Annotated in this window: 18 protein-coding genes; 11 read left to right on the top strand and 7 right to left on the bottom strand. The window is 73.6% G+C overall.

Annotated elements, in window-relative coordinates; all coding sequences use genetic code 11:
* Positions 1-33: 33 nt before the first annotated feature.
* Complete coding sequence (locus tag AC6EH9_RS12190; RefSeq protein WP_498423462.1) at positions 34-1,689, bottom strand: phospho-sugar mutase; 1,656 nt, start codon at positions 1,687-1,689, stop codon at positions 34-36.
* 51 nt (positions 1,690-1,740) lie between these two features.
* On the opposite strand from AC6EH9_RS12190, the gene AC6EH9_RS12185 reads away from it, so the two are divergent.
* Entirely contained in the window at positions 1,741-2,214 is a 474-nt protein-coding gene (locus AC6EH9_RS12185) for an SRPBCC family protein (protein WP_498423461.1), read from the top strand.
* Here AC6EH9_RS12185 and AC6EH9_RS12180 read toward each other — a convergent pair.
* From AC6EH9_RS12180 to AC6EH9_RS12170, 3 genes are all read right to left on the bottom strand, one after another.
* The gene (locus tag AC6EH9_RS12180) at positions 2,184-3,182 is read right to left on the bottom strand and encodes an aldo/keto reductase (RefSeq protein WP_498423459.1); all 999 of its coding nucleotides are present in this window, start codon (positions 3,180-3,182) and stop codon (positions 2,184-2,186) included. The genes AC6EH9_RS12185 and AC6EH9_RS12180 overlap by 31 nt on opposite strands.
* 65 nt (positions 3,183-3,247) lie before the next feature.
* Complete coding sequence (locus tag AC6EH9_RS12175) at positions 3,248-4,054, bottom strand: NAD-dependent epimerase/dehydratase family protein (protein ID WP_498423458.1); 807 nt, start codon at positions 4,052-4,054, stop codon at positions 3,248-3,250.
* A 28-nt stretch (positions 4,055-4,082) separates the two neighbouring features.
* The gene (locus AC6EH9_RS12170; protein ID WP_498423457.1) at positions 4,083-4,739 is read right to left on the bottom strand and encodes a biliverdin-producing heme oxygenase; all 657 of its coding nucleotides are present in this window, start codon (positions 4,737-4,739) and stop codon (positions 4,083-4,085) included.
* A gap of 176 nt (positions 4,740-4,915) precedes the next feature.
* On the opposite strand from AC6EH9_RS12170, the gene AC6EH9_RS12165 reads away from it, so the two are divergent.
* The 6 genes from AC6EH9_RS12165 to AC6EH9_RS12140 are packed head-to-tail and all read left to right on the top strand — an operon-like array spanning position 4,916 to position 11,690.
* Positions 4,916-6,043, top strand: coding sequence for a heme/hemin ABC transporter substrate-binding protein (locus AC6EH9_RS12165; RefSeq protein WP_498423455.1), 1,128 nt, complete (start codon positions 4,916-4,918; stop codon positions 6,041-6,043).
* Positions 6,040-7,080, top strand: coding sequence for a FecCD family ABC transporter permease (locus AC6EH9_RS12160; RefSeq protein ID WP_498423454.1), 1,041 nt, complete (start codon positions 6,040-6,042; stop codon positions 7,078-7,080). Before AC6EH9_RS12165 ends, AC6EH9_RS12160 begins: the two co-directional genes overlap by 4 nt.
* Positions 7,077-7,889 (top strand): heme ABC transporter ATP-binding protein, encoded by an 813-nt coding sequence (locus AC6EH9_RS12155; RefSeq protein WP_498423453.1) that lies wholly within the window; start codon positions 7,077-7,079, stop codon positions 7,887-7,889. The genes AC6EH9_RS12160 and AC6EH9_RS12155 overlap by 4 nt, the downstream gene beginning before the upstream one ends.
* Complete coding sequence (locus AC6EH9_RS12150) at positions 7,886-8,998, top strand: hypothetical protein (protein WP_498423452.1); 1,113 nt, start codon at positions 7,886-7,888, stop codon at positions 8,996-8,998. The genes AC6EH9_RS12155 and AC6EH9_RS12150 overlap by 4 nt, the downstream gene beginning before the upstream one ends.
* Positions 8,985-10,271 (top strand): hypothetical protein, encoded by a 1,287-nt coding sequence (locus tag AC6EH9_RS12145; RefSeq protein ID WP_498423450.1) that lies wholly within the window; start codon positions 8,985-8,987, stop codon positions 10,269-10,271. The genes AC6EH9_RS12150 and AC6EH9_RS12145 overlap by 14 nt, the downstream gene beginning before the upstream one ends.
* Positions 10,272-10,310: 39 nt before the next feature.
* Positions 10,311-11,690: an HtaA domain-containing protein gene (locus tag AC6EH9_RS12140; RefSeq protein WP_498423449.1), complete on the top strand. Its 1,380-nt coding sequence runs from the start codon at positions 10,311-10,313 to the stop codon at positions 11,688-11,690.
* A gap of 18 nt (positions 11,691-11,708) precedes the next feature.
* Here the strand turns inward: AC6EH9_RS12140 and AC6EH9_RS12135 are convergent, their stop codons facing one another.
* Entirely contained in the window at positions 11,709-12,275 is a 567-nt protein-coding gene (locus AC6EH9_RS12135) for a TetR/AcrR family transcriptional regulator (RefSeq protein WP_498423448.1), read from the bottom strand.
* A gap of 11 nt (positions 12,276-12,286) precedes the next feature.
* The gene (locus AC6EH9_RS12130; protein ID WP_498423447.1) at positions 12,287-13,081 is read right to left on the bottom strand and encodes a purine-nucleoside phosphorylase; all 795 of its coding nucleotides are present in this window, start codon (positions 13,079-13,081) and stop codon (positions 12,287-12,289) included.
* 98 nt (positions 13,082-13,179) lie between these two features.
* On the opposite strand from AC6EH9_RS12130, the gene AC6EH9_RS12125 reads away from it, so the two are divergent.
* On the top strand, positions 13,180-13,557 hold the full coding sequence (locus AC6EH9_RS12125; protein ID WP_498423446.1) for a VOC family protein: 378 nt from the start codon (positions 13,180-13,182) through the stop codon (positions 13,555-13,557).
* A gap of 154 nt (positions 13,558-13,711) precedes the next feature.
* Here AC6EH9_RS12125 and AC6EH9_RS12120 read toward each other — a convergent pair whose 3' ends face one another.
* Positions 13,712-14,164 (bottom strand): gamma-glutamylcyclotransferase family protein, encoded by a 453-nt coding sequence (locus AC6EH9_RS12120; RefSeq protein ID WP_498423445.1) that lies wholly within the window; start codon positions 14,162-14,164, stop codon positions 13,712-13,714.
* An 87-nt stretch (positions 14,165-14,251) separates the two neighbouring features.
* On the opposite strand from AC6EH9_RS12120, the gene lpdA reads away from it, so the two are divergent.
* The 3 genes from lpdA to AC6EH9_RS12105 all read left to right on the top strand — a co-directional run bounded on the left by lpdA (position 14,252) and on the right by AC6EH9_RS12105 (position 18,508).
* A complete protein-coding gene (lpdA, locus tag AC6EH9_RS12115) occupies positions 14,252-15,649 on the top strand; it encodes a dihydrolipoyl dehydrogenase (RefSeq protein WP_498423444.1) in 1,398 nt (465 codons plus the stop codon).
* A 56-nt stretch (positions 15,650-15,705) separates the two neighbouring features.
* Positions 15,706-17,097: an NAD(P)H-quinone dehydrogenase gene (locus AC6EH9_RS12110; protein WP_498423443.1), complete on the top strand. Its 1,392-nt coding sequence runs from the start codon at positions 15,706-15,708 to the stop codon at positions 17,095-17,097.
* A gap of 136 nt (positions 17,098-17,233) precedes the next feature.
* Positions 17,234-18,508, top strand: a complete 1,275-nt coding sequence (locus AC6EH9_RS12105; protein WP_498423442.1) for a SpoIID/LytB domain-containing protein — start codon at positions 17,234-17,236, stop codon at positions 18,506-18,508.
* Positions 18,509-18,520 lie beyond the last annotated feature (12 nt).

Below are 18,520 nucleotides of genomic sequence, written 5' to 3'. Positions count from 1 at the left end.
CGGCTCGTCGGTGAGCGGCACCCCCACCCGGGCTCACAGCCCGGCGGCGGCCTTGATGTCGTTGCGCACGGCGTCGAGCCGGCCCGCCGCGGCGATCCGTGCGGCGTCGACTCCCTCGCCGGCCTCGACCGGGACGACCACCTCGAGGTAGCACTTGATCTTGGGCTCGGTGCCGCTCGGGCGCACGATCACCCGGGCCCCGCCGGCCAGCCGGTAGCGCAGCCCGTCGGTGGGGGGAAGCTGCGGGGAGCCGAGGGACAGGTCGTCGATCCCCTCGACGGCCAGGCCGCCAAGCGACACCGGGGGAGTGGTGCGCAGCTGCTGCATCGCACGTCCGATCTCGGCGAGGTCGCTGACCCGGACCGAGAGCTGGTCGGTGGCGTGCAGGCCGTGCTCGCGGGCGATGTCGTCGAGGACGTCGGTGAGCGTGCGGCCCTGCGCCTTGACCGACGCGGCGAGCTCGCACAGCAGCAGCAGCGCGGAGACGCCGTCCTTGTCCTTGACGTGCTCGGGGTCGACGCAGTAGCCCAGCGCCTCCTCGTAGCCGAAGGCCAGGCCCTCGATGCGTCCGATCCACTTGAACCCGGTCAGCGTCTCGGTGTACGCCTGACCCGCGGCCGCCGCCATCCGGCCCAGCAGCGAGGACGAGACGATGGAGGTGGCGAAGACGCCGGTGCGTCCGCTGTCGAGCAGGTGCTTGGCGAGCAGCGCGCCCACCTCGTCGCCGCGCAGCATCCGCCAGCCGTGCGGCCCGGGCACCGCCGCGGCGCACCGGTCGGCGTCGGGGTCGTTGGCCACCACGAGGTCGGCGTCGGTGCGCTGGGCCAGGGCCAGCGCGAGGTCCATCGCGCCGGGCTCCTCGGGGTTCGGGAAGGCGACGGTGGGGAAGTCGGGGTCGGGCAGCTCCTGCTCGGCGACCACGTGCGGGGCCTTGAAGCCGGCCGTCTCCAGCACCTGGATGACCGACGTGGCGCCGACGCCGTGCAGCGGCGTGTAGACGATCTCGAGGTCACGCGGCCCGTCGGCGGCCAGGCCCGCGACGGTGTCCAGGTAGCGGTCCACGATCTGCTCGTCGAGGACCTCGCCGGGCGCGCCGCGGGGCACGTCGGCGAGGGCGCCCACCGCGGCGATCCGCGTGGCGATCTCCTGGTCGGCCGGCGACACGATCTGGCAGCCGTCGCCGAGGTAGACCTTGTAGCCGTTGTCCTGGGGCGGGTTGTGGCTGGCGGTGACCATCACCCCGGCGACGGCTCCGAGCTCGCGGATGGCGAAGGCCAGCAGCGGCGTCGGCAGCGGGCGGGGGAGCACCAGCGCGCGCAGGCCGGCGCCGGTCATCACCTCGGCGGTGTCGCGGGCGAACACGTCGGAGTTGTGGCGGGCGTCGAAGCCGATCACCACGCTGGAGTCGGCGGGCACCCCGCTGTCGCGCAGGTACGCCGCCAGGCCGGCCGCGGCGCGGGTCACCACGACGCGGTTCATCCGGTTGGACCCCGCGCCCAGCGCGCCACGCAGCCCCGCGGTGCCGAACTGCAGGGTGCCGGCGAACCGGTCGGCCAGGTCCGCCGGGTCGCCCCCGGCCTGCGCCGCGGCGACGGCCTGCTCGAGCTCGGCGCGGGTCTGGTCGTCGGGATCCTCCGCGATCCAGGCGCGCGCGAGGTCCAGCAGGTTCGAGAGGTCGACTGTGCTCATGACCGCACGGTAGCCCCTGCGCGGGTGCGCTGCGCCGGGGGTGCGGGCAGGATGGCGCCCGTGGTGACCTACTCGTTTCGTGACTCCTGGTGGCTGCCGCATCCGGTGCGGTCGGTGGCGGCCCCGCTCAGTGATCTCGAGCACTACCCGGGGTGGTGGCCGCAGATCCTCGCCGTCGCCCGGCTCGGTCCCGACGACGCGCTGGTGCTGTGCCGCTCGGTGCTGCCCTACACCCTGGAGCTGCGCCTGACCGCGGTGCACCGCGAGGCGCCGCTGCTGGAGACGACGATCTCCGGCGACCTCGAGGGCTCGGTGCGCTTCCGGCTCGCCGAGCAGGACGGGGGGACGCGGGTCGACTTCGAGCAGGACGTGCGCGTCACCGGCTCGCTGCTCGGCCTCGCGTCGTACGTCGCGCGGCCGGTGCTGCGCTGGAACCACGACCGGATGATGGCCGGCTGCCTGGCCGGTCTGCGGCGGAGACTGGCGGAGCCCGCTCAGGCCTCGATCGACGACATGTCGCCGTAGCGCGCGCCGATCACGGCCTCGCGGGGCACCGCGTCCGCCAGGGTGGAGAGCACGTCGGCGTCCAGATCGACGGTGGCCGCGGCGGCGTTCTCCTCGAGGTAGCGCACCCGCTTGGTGCCGGGGATCGGCACCACGTCGTCGCCCTGCGCGAGCACCCAGGCGAGCGCCAGCTGGCCCGGGGTGAGCCCGAGCGCGTCGGCCTGCTCGCGGATCCGGGCGACCAGCCGCAGGTTGTGCTCCAGCGCCTCCGCCTGGAACCGGGGGAAGTAGGAGGTCCGTCGCGAGTCGTCCTCGCTCAGCTGCTGCTGGCTGGTGATGGCGCCGGTGAGCAGCCCGCGACCGAGCGGGGAGTAGGGGACCAGGCCGATGCCGAGCTCGCGGATCGTCGGCAGGATCTCGTCCTCGAGGTCGCGGGTGAACAGCGAGTACTCGGTCTGCAGGGCGGTGATCGGCGCGGTGGCGTGGGCGCGGCGGATCGTCTGGGCGGAGGCCTCCGAGAGCCCGAGGTGGCGCACCTTGCCGGCGGCGACCAGCTCGGCCATCGCGCCCACGGTCTCCTCGATGGGCACGCTGCGGTCCACGCGGTGCTGGTAGTAGAGGTCGATGTGGTCGACGCCGAGCCGCTGCAGCGAGGCGTCGCAGGCCCGGTGCACGTAGTCCGGGCGCCCGTTGATGCCCACCCGGGTCCCGTCCGGGAGGCGCTCGTTGCCGAACTTCGTGGCCAGCTGGACCTCGTCGCGGCGTCCGGCGATCGCCTTGCCGACGAGCTTCTCGTTGGTGAAGGGGCCGTACATGTCGGCGGTGTCGAGGAACGTCACGCCCAGGTCGAGCGCGCGGCGGATGGTGGCGAGCGCCTCGGCCTCGTCGCCGGTGCCGTAGAACTCCGACATCCCCATGCAGCCGAGGCCGAGGGCGGAGACGGTCAGGGGGCTGGCGTGGCCGAGGACGCGGGTGCCGAGGGAGGTCATGGGCCGAGTCAACGCCGGTGGCCGGCGCACTTCAAGACCTCCGGCCCGCGAGCCGGGAGTCCGAGTCAGGCCGGCGGCAGCGCGTTGCGGTAGAAGGCGGCGCCGGCGAACGGGCCTCCGACGTAGGCCGCCTCGTCGGCGTCGTCGGGGGACTCCGCGATCTCGGCGGCGAAGCGCTCGGCGTCGTCGCGGGGCTCGTAGCCCAGGGCCCGTCCGGGGGCCAGGTCCCACCAGGCGCGGGTGTTGGCGGAGATGCCGTAGAGCACCGCGAAGCCCGGCGCCGGCGTGGTCAGCGCGGCGTCCACCATCCGCACGCAGTCGTCGTGGGACAGCCACGTGGACAGGTGCCGGCGGGTCTGGGGCTGAGGGAGGAAGGAGCCGATCCGGCAGGCGACCGTGTCCAGCGCGTGGCGGTCCGCGTACAGGCTGAGCAGAGCCTCGGCTGCGACCTTGCCCACGCCGTAGAAGGTGTCGGGGCGCGGGCGGGCGTCGACGCCGAGCAGGTCGGTGTCGGGCCGGCGCGGGGTGCGCCCCACCGCGTGGTTGGAGGAGGCGTAGACGATCCGCGGCACCGCGTGCGTCACCATCGCGTCGAGCAGCGCGGCGGTGGTCACGACATGGCTGGCCAGCGCCCCGGGGAGATCGGTCTCGTCGGGGATCCCGGCCAGGTGCACGATCGCGTCGAGGGGCTGGGCGCCGACCGCGGCCTGCACGGCGTCGGCGTCGACGGCGTCCGCGGTGTGCCACGCCCCGTCGTACCCCTCGGGCGCGGGCAGCAGGTCGAGGCCGACGACCTCGTGGTCGGCGTTGCACAGCGCGGGCATGAGGACCTGCCCGATGCTGCCGGCGGCTCCGGTGACGAGGATCCTCATCGCTGCCCTCTCGTGCCGTGACCCTGGGTCAGCGGCGGTAGGCGTCCATGTTGCGGCCCAGCTCCTCGAAGAGGTCCTGGTTGAGGCGGAAGGCTACCTTCACCTCGTCGACGACCACCTGGCGCTCCTCGGCGCTGAGGGCGAGGGCGTCGAGGCGCGCGCGGTAGCCGTCCTTGTAGGGCTTCGGCTTGGCGATGGCGGCGAACTCGTAGAACGCCACGCCGCGCCCCTGCAGGCCGAACGCCCGGTCCAGGACGCGGCCGATCACCTGTCCGCCGGAGAGGTCGCCGAGGTAGCGGGTGTAGTGGTGGGCCACGAAGCGCAGCGGCGAGGACGCCGAGGCCCGCACCCGCTCGGCGTACGCCGCGGCGGCCGGGCCGTCGGTGGCGGTGCCCCCGGCGGCCGGCAGCCAGTACTCGAGGTCGGCCCGGATCGCGGCGGTGCGGTCCAGGTCGGCGTCGAGCACCGCGGCGGCGACCGGGTCGCCGGCGAGCGCCCGGCCGGTGGACTCGAGGGCGTCGTAGACCTGCGCGAGGCGCAGCAGGTAGTCGGCGTAGCCCCGCTCGTTGATTCGCCCCTCCAACAGCTCGGAGGTGAACGACGCGCTCTCCGCGGCCGTGTGCTGGGCCTGGGAGCCCTCGCGCATGGCGACGGAGAGGGGGACGACGGGGTCGAGGACGTTCATGCGCGGCTCCCGGGCAGGGGTCGGTGGGCGTTCATGGTGACACGACACCCGGTGGATATTGACATAGCGTCAGCAAATGTCTGGACATTAGGGAAGGCTCACCTAAGTAATGTTAGGTTAACCTAATTCGACCCCCTGGGTCTCGGTCGTCTCATCCGTCTGCGAGGAGCAAGTCAGTGCCGTCCCTCTCCCGCGTCCGGTCCCCGCGTGGGCGGGCGCTGCTCGCCGTGCTGGCGAGCACTCTGCTGCTCGGCACCGGCTGTGGCCTCGACACCGGCTCCGCCCCTGCGCAGGGGGCCGCGCAGACTGCCGCGACGGCCGCGCCCGAGCTGTCCTCGGTCGAGCCGCTCGCCGACCCCCGCGACTGGCAGGGCGCCGTCACCGCCGGCGTCGCCCAAACCCCGGTCGACCCCGTCGCGGGCGCCGCGCCGCAGCTGCCGGTGACGCTCACCGACGCCCAGGGCACGCGGGTGACGGTGCGCGACACGTCGCGGGTGCTGGCCCTGGACGTCCACGGCACCCTGGCGCGCACGGTGTTCGAGCTGGGAATGGGCGATCGCCTGGTGGGTCGCGACGTCTCCACCCAGTTCCCCGAGGCAGCCGACCTGCCGCTGGTCACGCAGGGTGGGCACGACCTGAACGCCGAGGCGATCCTCGCGCTGGACCCCACCCTGATCATCACCGACACCTCGCTGGGCCCCTGGGACGTCGTGCTGCAGATGCGCGACGCCGGGATCCCGGTGGTCGTGGTCGAGGGCGAGCGGTCCCTGGACAACGTCGGCTCGCTGATCGAGCAGACCGCCCAGGCGATGGGCGTGCCGGCGGCCGGGCGGCGCCTCGCGGAGCGGACCTCGGACGCGGTCGACGAGGTGGGGGCCCAGATCGAGGAGGTCGCTCCCGCCGACGAGACCGACCGGCTCCGCGCGGTCTTCCTCTACGTGCGTGGCAACGCCGGCGTCTACTACATGTTCGGCACCGGGTCGGCGGCCGACTCCCTCTTCGACGCCGTCGGCGCCTACGACGTGGCCGAGGAGATCGGCTGGTCGGGCATGAAGCCGGTCACCGACGAGGGCCTCATCGCGGCGCAGCCCGAGGTGATCGTGATGATGAGCCACGGGCTGGAGTCCGCCGACGGCGTCGACGGCCTGCTCGAGCGTCTCCCGGCGCTGGCCCAGACGCCGGCCGGGCGCAACGAGCGCTTCGTGGACATGGAGGACTCCCTGGTCCTCGGCTACGGCCCGCGCACCGCCGAGGTGCTGAACGCGCTGGCCGTCGCGCTGCACGCCCCGGCCGCGCTGTCGTGAGCGTGCTGGCGACCCGGACCGGTCTCTACGCGCTGCTGGTGGGCGGTCTGCTCCTCGCCGTGCTGGCCTCGGCGGGCAACGGGCAGCTGGCGATCCCGGCCAGCGAGGTGCTCGGCTCGGTGCTGCACCGGCTCGGCCTCGACCTCGGCCCGATGCCCAGCCACCCCCAGGGCGACAGCACGCTGTGGCAGGTGCGCTTCCCGCGCGTCGCGATGGCCGTGCTCGCCGGGGCCGCGCTCGCCACCGCCGGCGCGGTGATGCAGGGGGTCTTCGGCAACCCCCTGGCCGAGCCGGGCGTGGTGGGCGTCTCCTCAGGCGCCGCGGTGGCCGCGGCCTGCGTGATCGTCTTCGACCTGGCCTTCGCCGGCTCCTGGACGGTGGCGCTGGCCGCCTTCGTCGGCGGACTGGTCACCACCCTGCTGGTCTACGTCCTCTCGCGCGACGCCGGGCGCACCGAGGTGGTCACGCTGGTGCTGACCGGGATCGCGATCAACGCGATGACCGGCGCCGCGCTGGCCTTCCTGATGTTCCTCGGCGACACCCAGGCCCGCGAGGAGATCGTCTTCTGGCAGCTGGGCAGCCTGAACGGCTCGCGCGGCGAGCACGTGATGGTGACGCTCCCGCTCACCCTGGTCGGACTGGCCGGTGCGCTGGTGCTGGCGCGCCGCCTGGACCTGCTCGCCCTGGGCGACCGCGCCGCGCGGCACGTCGGCGTCGACGTGGAGCGGCTGCGCCTGATGAGCATCGTGGTGGTCGCGGTGCTGACCGCCGGTGCGGTGGCCTTCTGCGGCGTCATCGCGTTCGTCGGGCTCGTCGTGCCGCACCTGGTCCGGATGGTCGTCGGCCCCGGCCACCGGCTGCTGATCCCGGCCAGCGCGCTGGGGGGAGCGGTCCTGCTGGTGCTCGCCGACCTCTGGGCGCGCACCGCCATCGCCTACGCCGACCTCCCGATCGGGATGCTGACCTCGCTGGTCGGGGGACCGTTCTTCTTCTGGCTGCTGCGCCGGGCCCGTCGTACGGCGGGGGGCTGGGCGTGAGCCGCCGGCCCGCCGGGACCGTCCTGCGCGCGCTGGAGGTGGGCGTGGTGCTCGGCGGCGCACCGATCCTGCGCGACGTGGAGCTGGACGTGCACCAGGGCGAGCTGCTCGCCCTGGTCGGTCCCAACGGCGCCGGGAAGTCGACGCTGCTCTCGGTGCTCGCGGGGGACACCGTCCCCACCCGGGGCCGCGTCGAGCTCGCCGGGGTCCCCCTGCGCAGCCTCGGCGCCCGCGCGCTGGCCCGGGAGCGGGCGGTGCTGCTGCAGAAGCAGGGGCTCTCGTTCGGCTTCCGGGCGCACGAGGTGGTGCAGATGGGACGCACGCCCTGGCACCGCACCGCGCGGGCCGACGACGACGAGGCGGTCGTCGCGGCCGCGATGGACTCCGGCGACGTCACCCATCTCGCCGACCGGCTGTTCCCCACCCTCTCGGGGGGCGAGCAGGCCCGGACCTCCTTCGCCCGGCTGCTGGCCCAGGAGGCGCCGGTGATGCTCCTCGACGAGCCCACGGCCTCCCTCGACATCCGGCACCAGGAGCAGCTGCTCGAGGTCGCCCGCGCCAGCGCCCACGCGGGCGCCGCGGTGGTCGTCGTGCTCCACGACCTCTCGCTCGCCGCCGCCTACGCCGACCGCGTGTGCGTGCTGGCCGAGGGTCGGGTCCGCGCGTGCGGTCCGCCGGGCGACGTGCTCACCGCGGACCTGCTCAGCGAGGTCTACCAGCACCGGGTCGACGTCGTCGCGCACGGTCACCAGCTGCTCGTCGTCCCGGTGCGCAGTCCCCGGGTCCCGATCCCTCAGGAGTGCCCATGAGAGCCCGCTTCCTCCTCCCGGCCCTGGTGGCGCTGGCCGCGCTGGGGCTGGCTCCGGCGCCGGCCCAGGCCGCCGCCCGGGTGAGCGTCGACGCCTCCGGCGCCGGCGCGGCGATCGACGCGTCGTACTCCACGACGCTGACGGTGCGCGGGCGCGGCTTCCAGTCGGTGCGCGGCGGGCACGGCGGCGTCTACGTCTGGTTCGGCACCGTCGGCAGCGGCTGGCGACCCAGCCAGGGGGGCGTCTCGGGCGAGGACTACCTCTACGTGCCCGACGGCGAGGCGAAGGCCAACCAGGGCTTCCAGCGCTTCGTGGCCTTCCCCGGGTCCGACACCGCCGGCTCCGCCAACGGCGGCACCATGAGCGACGCCGGCGACTTCTCGGCCGAGCTGGTCGTGCCCGGACCGGTCTTCGAGGCGGTCGGGCGCAACGGGAAGGCCCGCACCGTCGACTGCCGCGAGGTGACCTGCGGGGTGATCACCGTGGGGGCGCACGGCATCAAGAACGCCACCAACGAGACCTTCACGCCGGTAGCGGTCAAGGACCTGCACGGCGAGGGGGAGCGGCCCGCGAGCGGGACGCCGGCGGCAGGTGAGCCGGCCGGGGACGGCGCGGCGGCCGGCGCCGCCGGTACCGCCGGTGCCGCCCGGGGCGCCCGGGCGGCCGGGCGGGGCCGACCGCAGCTGAGCATCGACCGCGAGTCGGCCCGCGCCGGGCACGTGCTGGCCTTCAGCGCGAGCAGGCTGGTCCCCGGTGAGCAGGTCTCGGTGGTCCTCGACGACGGGCTGGCCGCGAGCGGCCCGTTCGTGGTCGGCGACACCGGCCAGCTGGCCGGCGTGGTCTCCCTGCCCGCCGACCTCGGCGCTGGCACCCACGAGCTCCGGCTCTTCGGGGTCGCCCGGGCGCCCGCGGTGCGCTTCGCGGTCGCCCCCGCCGCCGCGGACGGTGCGCCTGCCTCGGCCGGCGACGCCGCAGCGCCCCTCACGTCGGTCGCCGCGCAGGACGACACCGCGCCGAAGGTCTTCGCGGGCGTCGCGGCCGGGCTCTTCCTGGTCTCCGGGGGCGTCACCCTCGCGCGGCTGATCAGGAGGCGTCGTGCCACGCCGTGAGCTCACCGCGCCGCTGCTGGCGCTCGCGCTGGTCTGCCTCGGCTTCGCCCTCGCGCCGGGCGCCGCGAGCCACGCCGCGCACCCCGCCGCGCACCCCAGCGCGAGCCCGGCGCCGAGCGCGACGGGCGAGCCCACCACCGCCGTCGAGGTGGACGCGGCCGTGTTCCGCTGGGGCCTGAGCAACCAGAGCAACGCCCGGTCCCACAACCCCGCGGCGATCAACTTCCTGGCCGCCGGGGTCGCCGACCCGGGCCGTGGGGGAGCGGTACTGAAGCAGTCGCAGTGGCGCGCGGCAGCCGGCGCGGTCACCGTCGAGAAGCGCAACGGGTCCGGCTGGCGACGCGCCACCTGGCCGGGGCTGAGCACCTCGCCCGCCGGCGCGCCGATCGGGGTCTACGGCCCCTTCAGCGAGCACACGGTCGCGATCCGCTCGGGCACCGGCACCGTCGACGTCGCCGCCGGCACCGCCAGCATCGCCTGGCAGGGCACCTTCACCGTCGTCTACTACGCCGGGAACTCGATCTTCACGGTGAGCGACCCACGCCTGGAGGTGGCCGAGGGGCGGGGGAGCGTCACCGCGGTGCTCGGCGGGTTCGCGGCCGATCGCGACGACACCGGCAGCTGGGTGCCCACGACCCCGCGGCGGGTCACCCTCGCCGACCTCCCGGCGGTCTCCCTGGAGGAGCGGGGCTTCACCGCGCAGCCGGCCTACCTCGGCGTCCGCGCCCAGGGCAGCGAGCCCCAGGACCTCGCCGGCGAGCACGCCGGCGCGTTCCCGCCGTCGTTCGTGGGCTACCTGCGCGAGCTCGGCATCGACCAGTTCTGGTACTCCACCGGCCTGCGCTCGGACGAGACGAAGGCCGCGCTGCCGCTGAGCGTGAGCTGGTCGGCGACGGAGGTGGCGGCCCCGTCACCGACCGGCGGCGCCGACCCGGAGCCCGACGTCACCAACGAGGTGACCCCCGCGCCGACCGACCCTCCCGTCCCCGCGAGTCCCGCGCCGCCACCCTCCGCCCACGCGCCGGGGTCGCCCGCCGGTGCGCCGGCGGCGACCGGAGCGATGCCGACCGGCGCAGCCGAGCCGGGGATCCGGCAGGCGCCCACGAACGTCGCGCTCGCCGCGGCGGCGGCGGACCCGCCCCGATCTGCCGCCGGCCCGAGCAACCACGGACTGTGGTGGCTCGCCGGGCTGCTGCTCGTGGCCGCTGCGCTGCTGCTGCGGGTGCCCCACCGACCCTCGTCGCGCGTCCCCTCCCCACCCACCGGCTCCTAGGGCTCCGGCCCTGCGGCGTCACCCACGAAAGGAACCTCCATGCCCCCCTCCACCCGCTCGCGGGCGCGGCTCACGGCCGCCGGGCTCGCCACCGCGCTGGCCGCCTCCGTCACGGTCGCGGCCGTGCCGACGGCCCACGCCGCCGAGGCCGCGCCCGCGTCGCTGACCTGGTCGATCTCCCAGCAGTTCGTCGACCACCTCTCCACCCGCGTGCTCGCCGACGGCGCCGGGTTCGACAGCGAGACGGGCACGTTCTCGTTCCCCGGCGAGTCGACCTCGGTGGCCATGAACGGTGACGTCACCTACTCCTACGACGGCAGCGTGCGCGGCGCGTTCGTGATGGCCGGGACCGAGTACTACGCGGTCACGATCGCCGACCCCGAGGTCACCGTCGAGCCGGACGGCGACGGAGCGGTCACCGCCGTCGTCTCCGCCGCCAACGCGGCAGCGATGGGCAACCCCGCCGGCGGCACCGAGCCGAAGCGGGTGACGGTGACCGAGTTCGCCGACGCGGCGATCACGGCCACCGGCGTCAGCGCGACGCCCGACTGGGCCGGCGTGCTCCCGGCGGGCTCGCAGCCGGCGACGACGCTGGGCCTCAAGGAGGGCCAGCCGGTCGACGGCAAGAGCTTCCACCCGGACTTCCTCGCCCAGCTCACGGCCGGCGTACGGGCCCACTTCCACGCCAGCGGGGCGACCGCGGACCCGAAGAAGAGCCCGGGGCTGCTCACCGCCCGGTCCGTGCCGAGCGTCACCGCCACGGTGACCGAGGCGTCGTACGCGGACGGGCTCACCGTCGCGGTCCGCGGCTCCGGCTTCAACCCGCGGACCAACCCCGGTGACGACGGGGTCTATGTCGGCCTGGCGCCGGCGGACGCGGTGATCGACTACTCCGACCGGGAGAACGGGATGGCCGCGTTCGTGAGCGTGGACTGGGTGCGGGCCAGCCGCTTCTCCGGCGGTGACTTCGCCATGTCGCTGGTCGCGCCGACCGAGCGGCTGAAGCCCGGCACCCGCTACGTGGTGCACACCTGGCAGGCGCACACCCACTCGAACACCGGCCAGGACACGATCACCCCGGTCCAGGTCGACTGGTCCGCGCTGCAGGCGCCCGCGGTCCGGGTGAAGCCGGTGGTGAGCGTGAGGATGCGCAAGCAGGTGACGACCCGCGCGGCAGGCAGGGCCACGATCTCGGTCACCGGTCGCAGTGGCGCGGCCACCGGCAAGGTGCGGGTCCAGCTGTTGCGCCAGAAGAAGGTCGTCAAGGGCCTCGGGGTGCTCCGGCTCAACCGGGCCGGGAAGGTCACCGTGACCGTCCCGCGCGGCGCCCGCGGCTGGCGCAACCTGAAGGTGAGGTACCTCGGCGACACCGCCTACACCGCCACCACGAAGACGGTGCGCGTGCGGATCAGGAAGTAGCCGGCGACTCGGCCATCCTCAGCCCGCGACACCCAGCCCACGCAGGACGAAGCGCTCGATCGCGTCCGCCGGCAGGTGTCGCGGGCTGAGGCACGCGTGGATCAGCGACATCGTGGCCTCGACGTCGTCCACCACGAAGTCGCCGCCGGCGGCGCCGGCGGCGATGATCGCGCGGAGCACGTCCTCCACGGCCACCACGTGCTCGCGGATCGCCAGCCGCGCCCCGGGGCCGAGCATGCCGACCAGCTGCACGCCCAGGCCCATGTGGAACCGCTCGCCGGCGCGCAGCTGGTGGTGCAGGTAGACCCTCAGCTGGGCGACCGGGTCGTCGGCTTCGGCCAGCAGCCGGCGCAGCTCCGCGACGTAGCGGTCGGTCTCGTGGGAGGCGTAGGCCACCACCACCGCCTCCTTGTCGGGGAAGTGGTGGTAGATCGCGGTGCGGCCCAGCCCGGCGCGGGCGGCGAGCTGGGCCATCGAGATCGCGTCGAAGCTGTGCTCGGCCATCAGCGCGGCGAACGCGTCGAAGACGTGCTGACGCACCTGCTCGCGGTGGAGGGCGAGCGTGGCGCCGGAGATCTTGGGCACGGGGCGTCGGGCTAGATGCGGGGGACGATCTTGCCGAGCAGCTCGCCCATCCGCGACGCCGCGGCGCGGCCGGCCTCGAGGACCTCCGCGTGGTTCAGCGGCTCGCCGGTGATGCCCGCGGCCAGGTTGGTGACCAGGCTGATACCCAGGATCTCCATGCCGGCCTCACGGGAGGCGATCGCCTCCAGCGTCGTGCTCATCCCGACCAGGTCGCCGCCGATGGCGCGGATCATCCCGATCTCGGCGGGGGTCTCGTAGTGCGGGCCGGGCAGCTGGACGTAGACGCCCTCGTCCAGGCTCGGGTCGAGCTCGCGGCACAGCTCGCGCAGCCGGCGGGAGTAGAGGTCGGTCAGGTCCACGAAGTTGGCGCCCTCGATGGGCGAGGTGGCGGTCAGGTTGATGTGGTCGCTGATCAGCACCGGGGTGCCGGGCTCCCAGGTATCCTTGAGGCCCCCGCAGCCGTTGGTGAGCACGACGGCGCGGCAGCCGGCCGCCGCGGCGGTGCGCACGCCGTGCACGACCGCGGACACGCCGCGGCCCTCGTAGAAGTGGGTGCGGCCCAGGAAGACCAGCAGGTTGCGGTCCCCGGCGCGGACCGAGCGGATCGTGCCGGCGTGGCCCTGAACGGCCGGGGGCGCGAAGCCGGGCAGGTCGGTCACGGGGATCTCCGCGGTCGCCTCGCCGAGCGCGTCGACGGCGGGCAGCCAGCCGGAGCCCATCACGAGCGCGACGTCGTGCTTCTCGACGCCGGTGATCTCGGCGAGTGCTGCTGCTGCCTGGCGGGCCAGTTCCTGGTTCTCGGTCACGGGCGAACTCTAGACCCGAGGTGGCCGGGCCCCGGGAATCCCCGGGACCAAGGTCCTCACCCCTGGCGGGTGCGCGCGTACCGCGCCAGGCTGGTCCCATGATCGACCACTTCGGCATCAACTGCGCCGACCTCGAGGCGGCGAAGACGTTCTACGACAAGGTCCTCGGCGTCCTGGGGCACACCCGGCTGATGGACTACGACGTGGCGGTCGGCTACGGCACCGACCAGCCGGCGTTCTGGCTGGGCGCGATGCCCGAGACCGGCCCCAACCGGGAGGTGCACGTCGCCTTCACGGCCACCGACGCCGCCCAGGTCCGCGCCTTCCACGCCGCCGCCGTCGAGGCCGGCATGGAGTCGCTGCACGAGCCCCGGCTGTGGCCGGAGTACCACGAGCACTACTACGGGGCGTTCGTGCGAGACCCGGACGGCAACAACGTCGAGGCGGTCTGTCACACGGCGTCCGAAGGCGACTGACCGCCCCATCTGAGTCGCCTGCGGCGCATGCGCCGTACACCGCGACCAGCCCGCCCCGATGGGCGTACTCGCGGGTAACTGGAGGATCCCGTGCACCTGGTGCGTGCGATCCTCCAGTTACCTGAAGGTAAGGGCCGGCGCGGGGCCCGGCGGGTTAGAGGCCGGTGGAGCGGCAGGGGCGCCGGCGCAGGGCCGCGACGTAGTCGGCCGGGGCGTCGGCGGCCTCGGCGGCGTCGGCGAGCACCCCGAGGTACGACGCGGAGGGCAGGCCGCCCTCGTAGGCGTCGAGGACGTAGGCCCACACGACGAGATCGCCGGTGAGCGTGGCCACCCGGACCTTGGTCTTGCGGAACAGGCCGGTGTCGGCCGACTCCCAGCCGTCCAGGGCGGCCATGTCCTCGGGGGTGATGTCGTAGATCGCCACGAACACCTGCTCGATGGGGTCCTCGACAATCGTGGCGAGCGCGCCGTCCCAGCCGTGCTCCTCGCCGCCGAAGGTCAGCCGCCAGCCCTGGAGCCAGCCGGTGGTCTGCAGCGGGGAGTGGGGGCAGCGCTCGCTCATCCGGGCAGGGTCCATGTTCGACCCGTAGGCGGCGTAGAGCGTCACAAGCGGCACGTTATCGGCTCCGGGCCCCAGCCCTCGTCACCGGTGCCCACTGGGGCGCGGCGGGAGCGACAGCCTAGGCTTGGCCTCGTGACCCACTTCAACGTTCTCGTCCTTGGTGCCGGCCCCGGTGGATACGTGGCGGCGATCCGTGCGGCCCAGCTCGGGCTCTCCGTCGCAGTGGTGGAGGACAAGTACTGGGGAGGTGTCTGCCTCAACGTCGGCTGCATCCCCTCCAAGGCGCTGCTCAAGAACGCCGAGCTCGCGCACACCCTCACCCATGAGAAGGCCAAGTACGGCATCGAGGGCGACGCCACGATGTCCTTCGGTCCGACGCACAAGCGCAGCCGCCAGGTCTCGGCCGGCATCGTCAAGGGCGTCCACTTCCTGATGAAGAAGAACAAGATCACCGAGATCAACGGGTGGGGGACGCTGACCGGCCCGAAGGCGATCGACGTCAAGGACGGCGACGGCAACGTCACCTCCTACACCTGCGACAACCTGATCCTGGCCCCCGGCGCGACCACCCGGCTGATCCCGGGCACGTCGCTGAGCGAGCGTGTGGTCACCTACGAGGAGCAGATCCTCGACGCCGAGCTGCCCGGCTCGATCGTGATCGCCGGCTCCGGCGCCATCGGTGTCGAGTTCGCCTACGTGATGAAGAACTTCGGCGTCGACGTGACGATCGTGGAGTTCCTGGACCGGATGGTCCCCACCGAGGACGCCGACGTGTCCAAGGAGCTCGCCAAGCACTACAAGAAGCTGGGCGTGAAGGTGATGCTCTCGACGAAGGTCGAGTCCATCGACGACTCCGGTGACAAGGTCAAGGTCACGGTGAGCCCGGCGAACGGCGGCGACCAGCAGGTGCTGGAGACCGACAAGGTGCTGCAGGCGATCGGCTTCGCGCCGCGCACCGAGGGCTACGGCCTGGAGAACATCGGCGTGGAGCTCACCGAGCGCGGCGCCATCGCGATCGACGAGTTCGGCCGCACCAACGTCGAGGGCGTCTACGCGATCGGCGACGTCACCGGCAAGATGATGCTCGCCCACGTCGCCGAGGCGATGGGGATCGTCGCGGCCGAGACGATCGCCGGCGCCGAGACCATGCCGGTCGACTTCGACATGGTGCCGCGCGCGACGTACTGCCAACCGCAGATCGGCTCGTTCGGCTACTCCGAGGCCCAGGCCAAGGAGAAGGGGTACGACGTGAAGACGTCGACGTTCCCCTTCAGCGCCAACGGCAAGGCCGCCGGCCTGGGCGAGCCGGTCGGCTTCGTCAAGGTGATCGCTGACGCCGAGCACAACGAGATCATCGGCGCGCACATCATCGGCCCCGACGCCACCGAGCTGCTGCCGGTGCTGACCCTGGCGCAGAAGTGGGACCTGACCGCCGACGAGGTGGCGCGCAACGTGTTCGCCCACCCGACGCTGTCGGAGGCGGTCAAGGAGGCCGTCGAGGGTATCGCTGGGCACATGATCAACTTCTGAACCGCAAGCGCGAGCACGGGGCCGGCCGGCCCGGAGAACAGGAACAGGTGAACAGGGTGGATCGCGTCGTCATCATCGGTGGTGGCCCCGGAGGGTACGAGTCGGCACTCGTCGCAGCCCAGCTGGGAGCGGAGGTGACCGTCGTCGACTCCGACGGGATCGGCGGCTCGGCGGTGCTCACCGACTGCGTCCCGAGCAAGACGCTGATCGCCACCGCGGAGCTGATGACCGACGTCGCCGGCGCCGCCGAGCTCGGCGTCAACTTCGAGGACCACCAGGGCGACGCGGCCGCCGCGATCCGTGTCGACCTGGGCCGGGTCAACGAGCGGGTCAAGCAGCTGGCGGCGGACCAGTCGAGCGACATCCTGCGCCGCCTCGAGCGGGACGGCGTCCGCGTGCTGCGCGGGCGCGGGCGGCTCGACGGCCCGCAGCGCGTCGTCGCGAGCCTCCCCGACGGTGGCGAGGAGGTGCTCGACGCCGGGGCCGTGCTGGTCGCCACCGGCGCCGCGCCTCGCACCCTGCCGACCGCCCAGCCGGACGGCGAGCGGATCCTGACCTGGGAGCAGGTCTACGACATGACCGAGGTCCCCGAGAAGCTGATCGTCGTCGGCTCCGGGGTCACCGGTGCCGAGTTCGCCTCCGCCTACCTGGCGCTCGGCATCGACGTCACGCTGGTGTCCTCGCGCGACCGGGTGCTGCCCGGCGAGGACGCCGACGCGGCCACCGTGCTCGAGGAGGTCCTCAAGCGGCGGGGGATGAAGCTGCTCTCCCGCTCGCGGATGGAGTCGGTGACCCGCGAGGGGGACACCGTGACGGTGACCCTGACCGACGGGCGCAGCGTGGAGGGATCCCACTGCGTGCTGGCGCTCGGCTCGGTGCCCAACACCGCGGACCTGGGCCTCGAGGAGGCCGGGGTGATCCTCAAGGACGGCGGGTTCATCAACGTCGACCGGGTCTCGCGGACCTCGGCGCGCGGCGTCTACGCCGCGGGCGACTGCACCGGGGTGCTGATGCTTGCCTCGGTGGCCGCGATGCAGGGCCGGATCGCGATGTACCACTTCCTCGGCGACGCGGTCGCTCCGCTCGACCTGGCCATGGTCTCCTCCAACGTCTTCACCGCCCCGGAGATCGCCACCGTCGGCATCTCGCAGAAGGCCGTCGACGCCGGGGAGATGCAGGCCGAGGTGGTGATGCTGCCGCTGGCCGGCAACGCCCGGGCGAAGATGCAGAACGTCCGCGACGGATTCGTGAAGCTCTTCTGCCGGCCGGGCACGGGGATCGTGGTCGGTGGCGTCGTGGTCGGGCCGCGCGCCTCGGAGCTGATCCACCCGGTCTCCCTGGCGGTGGCCGAGTCGATCACCGCCGACCAGCTGGCGCACGCGTTCACGGTGTACCCCTCGATGAGCGGGTCCGTGGCCGAGGCGGCGCGCCGCCTGCACCGGGTCTGAGCCACCGGGCTCGCTCGCCCGGGAGAACTACACGCGCGTGGTTCGACGGAACCGTTTGCCCGTCGGTGTCGGAACGTGGTGCCATCACTACTGACACATCATTCGCTACCGCCCCATCGCTCCCGGGAGTCACACCATGCGTCCGCCCCTCCGTACGGCTCCTGCCCTGATGGTGTCCAGCCTGGTGCTGGCCCTGATCGGCCTCTCCGCCCCCGTGGCCGCCGTCGAGGCGCCCACGTCCAGCCCGGAAGCGGCGTCCGCTCCGGCCCGCGGCGTGGGGGCCGCGGCGGCCCGGGTCGAGCAGCGCTGGGCGGTGCCGGGCAGCGCGTCGATCACCATCCGCGGCCGCGGCTACGGCCACGGGCACGGCATGTCGCAGTACGGCGCGGAGGGCGCGGCGCGGGCCGGCCTGACCCACCGCCAGATCATCTCCCACTACTACCCGGGTGCCCAGTGGGGGAGCGCCGGGGGCACGGTCTCGGTGATGATCGGCGACGACACCTCCGACGACGTGGTGGTGCTGGCGCGCACCCGCCTCACCGTGCGTGATCTCGCCGCGCGGACGACGTGGGCCCTGCCGGCCAACGGCGCGAAGCGCTGGCGGCTCGCGGTGGACGCCGCCGGCCGCACGGTGGTCTCGTACCGCTCCGGCGGGTGGAAGCGGTGGAAGGTGCTGCGCGGCGACGGCCAGTTCTTCGCCGGGGGCGGCGCCATCTCGCTGGTCACCCCCCAGGGCGTGCAGCGCTTCCGCGGCAGGCTGCGGGCGGCCTCCCCGACCCCGGGGGCCCGCGCCAAGGACACCGTCAACGTGGTGACCCTCGACAACTACCTCAAGGGCGTGGTCCCGCTCGAGATGCCGGCGAGCTGGAGCCCCGCGGCCGTGCGCGCCCAGGCCGTGGCCGCGCGCACCTACGCGACGTACGAGCGCAGTCACCCCAAGGCGCGCCACTACCAGATCTGCGACACCACCTCCTGCCAGGTGTACGGCGGCTTCGACGCCGAGCACCCGCGCTCCAACGAGGCCATCACGGCCACCCGGGGACAGGTGCTGACCTACGGCGGGAAGCCCGCGTTCACCCAGTTCGGGTCGAGCAGCGGCGGCTGGACCTCGGCCGGCTCGGTGCCCTACATGCCGGCGCGCGAGGACAGCTACGACGGCTGGGCCGGCAACCCCGTGCACCAGTGGTCGACCACCGTCACCGACGCCACCATCGAGGCTCGCTGGCCGGCCGTGGGCGACCTGCGCGCGATCGTGGTCACCGAGCGCGACGGCAACGGGCAGTGGGGCGGCCGGGTGTGGCGGATGCGCCTGTCGGGCAGCAAGGGGACCGTGTCGGTCTCCGGAGACACGTTCCGCTCGGTGATGGGCCTGCGCTCGACCTGGGTCAACTTCGCCGTCCGCGCGCGCTAGGGGAGATTCCCC

The sequence above is a fragment of the Nocardioides sp. Z21_20 genome (genome assembly GCF_059766585.1).
This window is presented reverse-complemented; position numbering and strand designations above follow the sequence as displayed.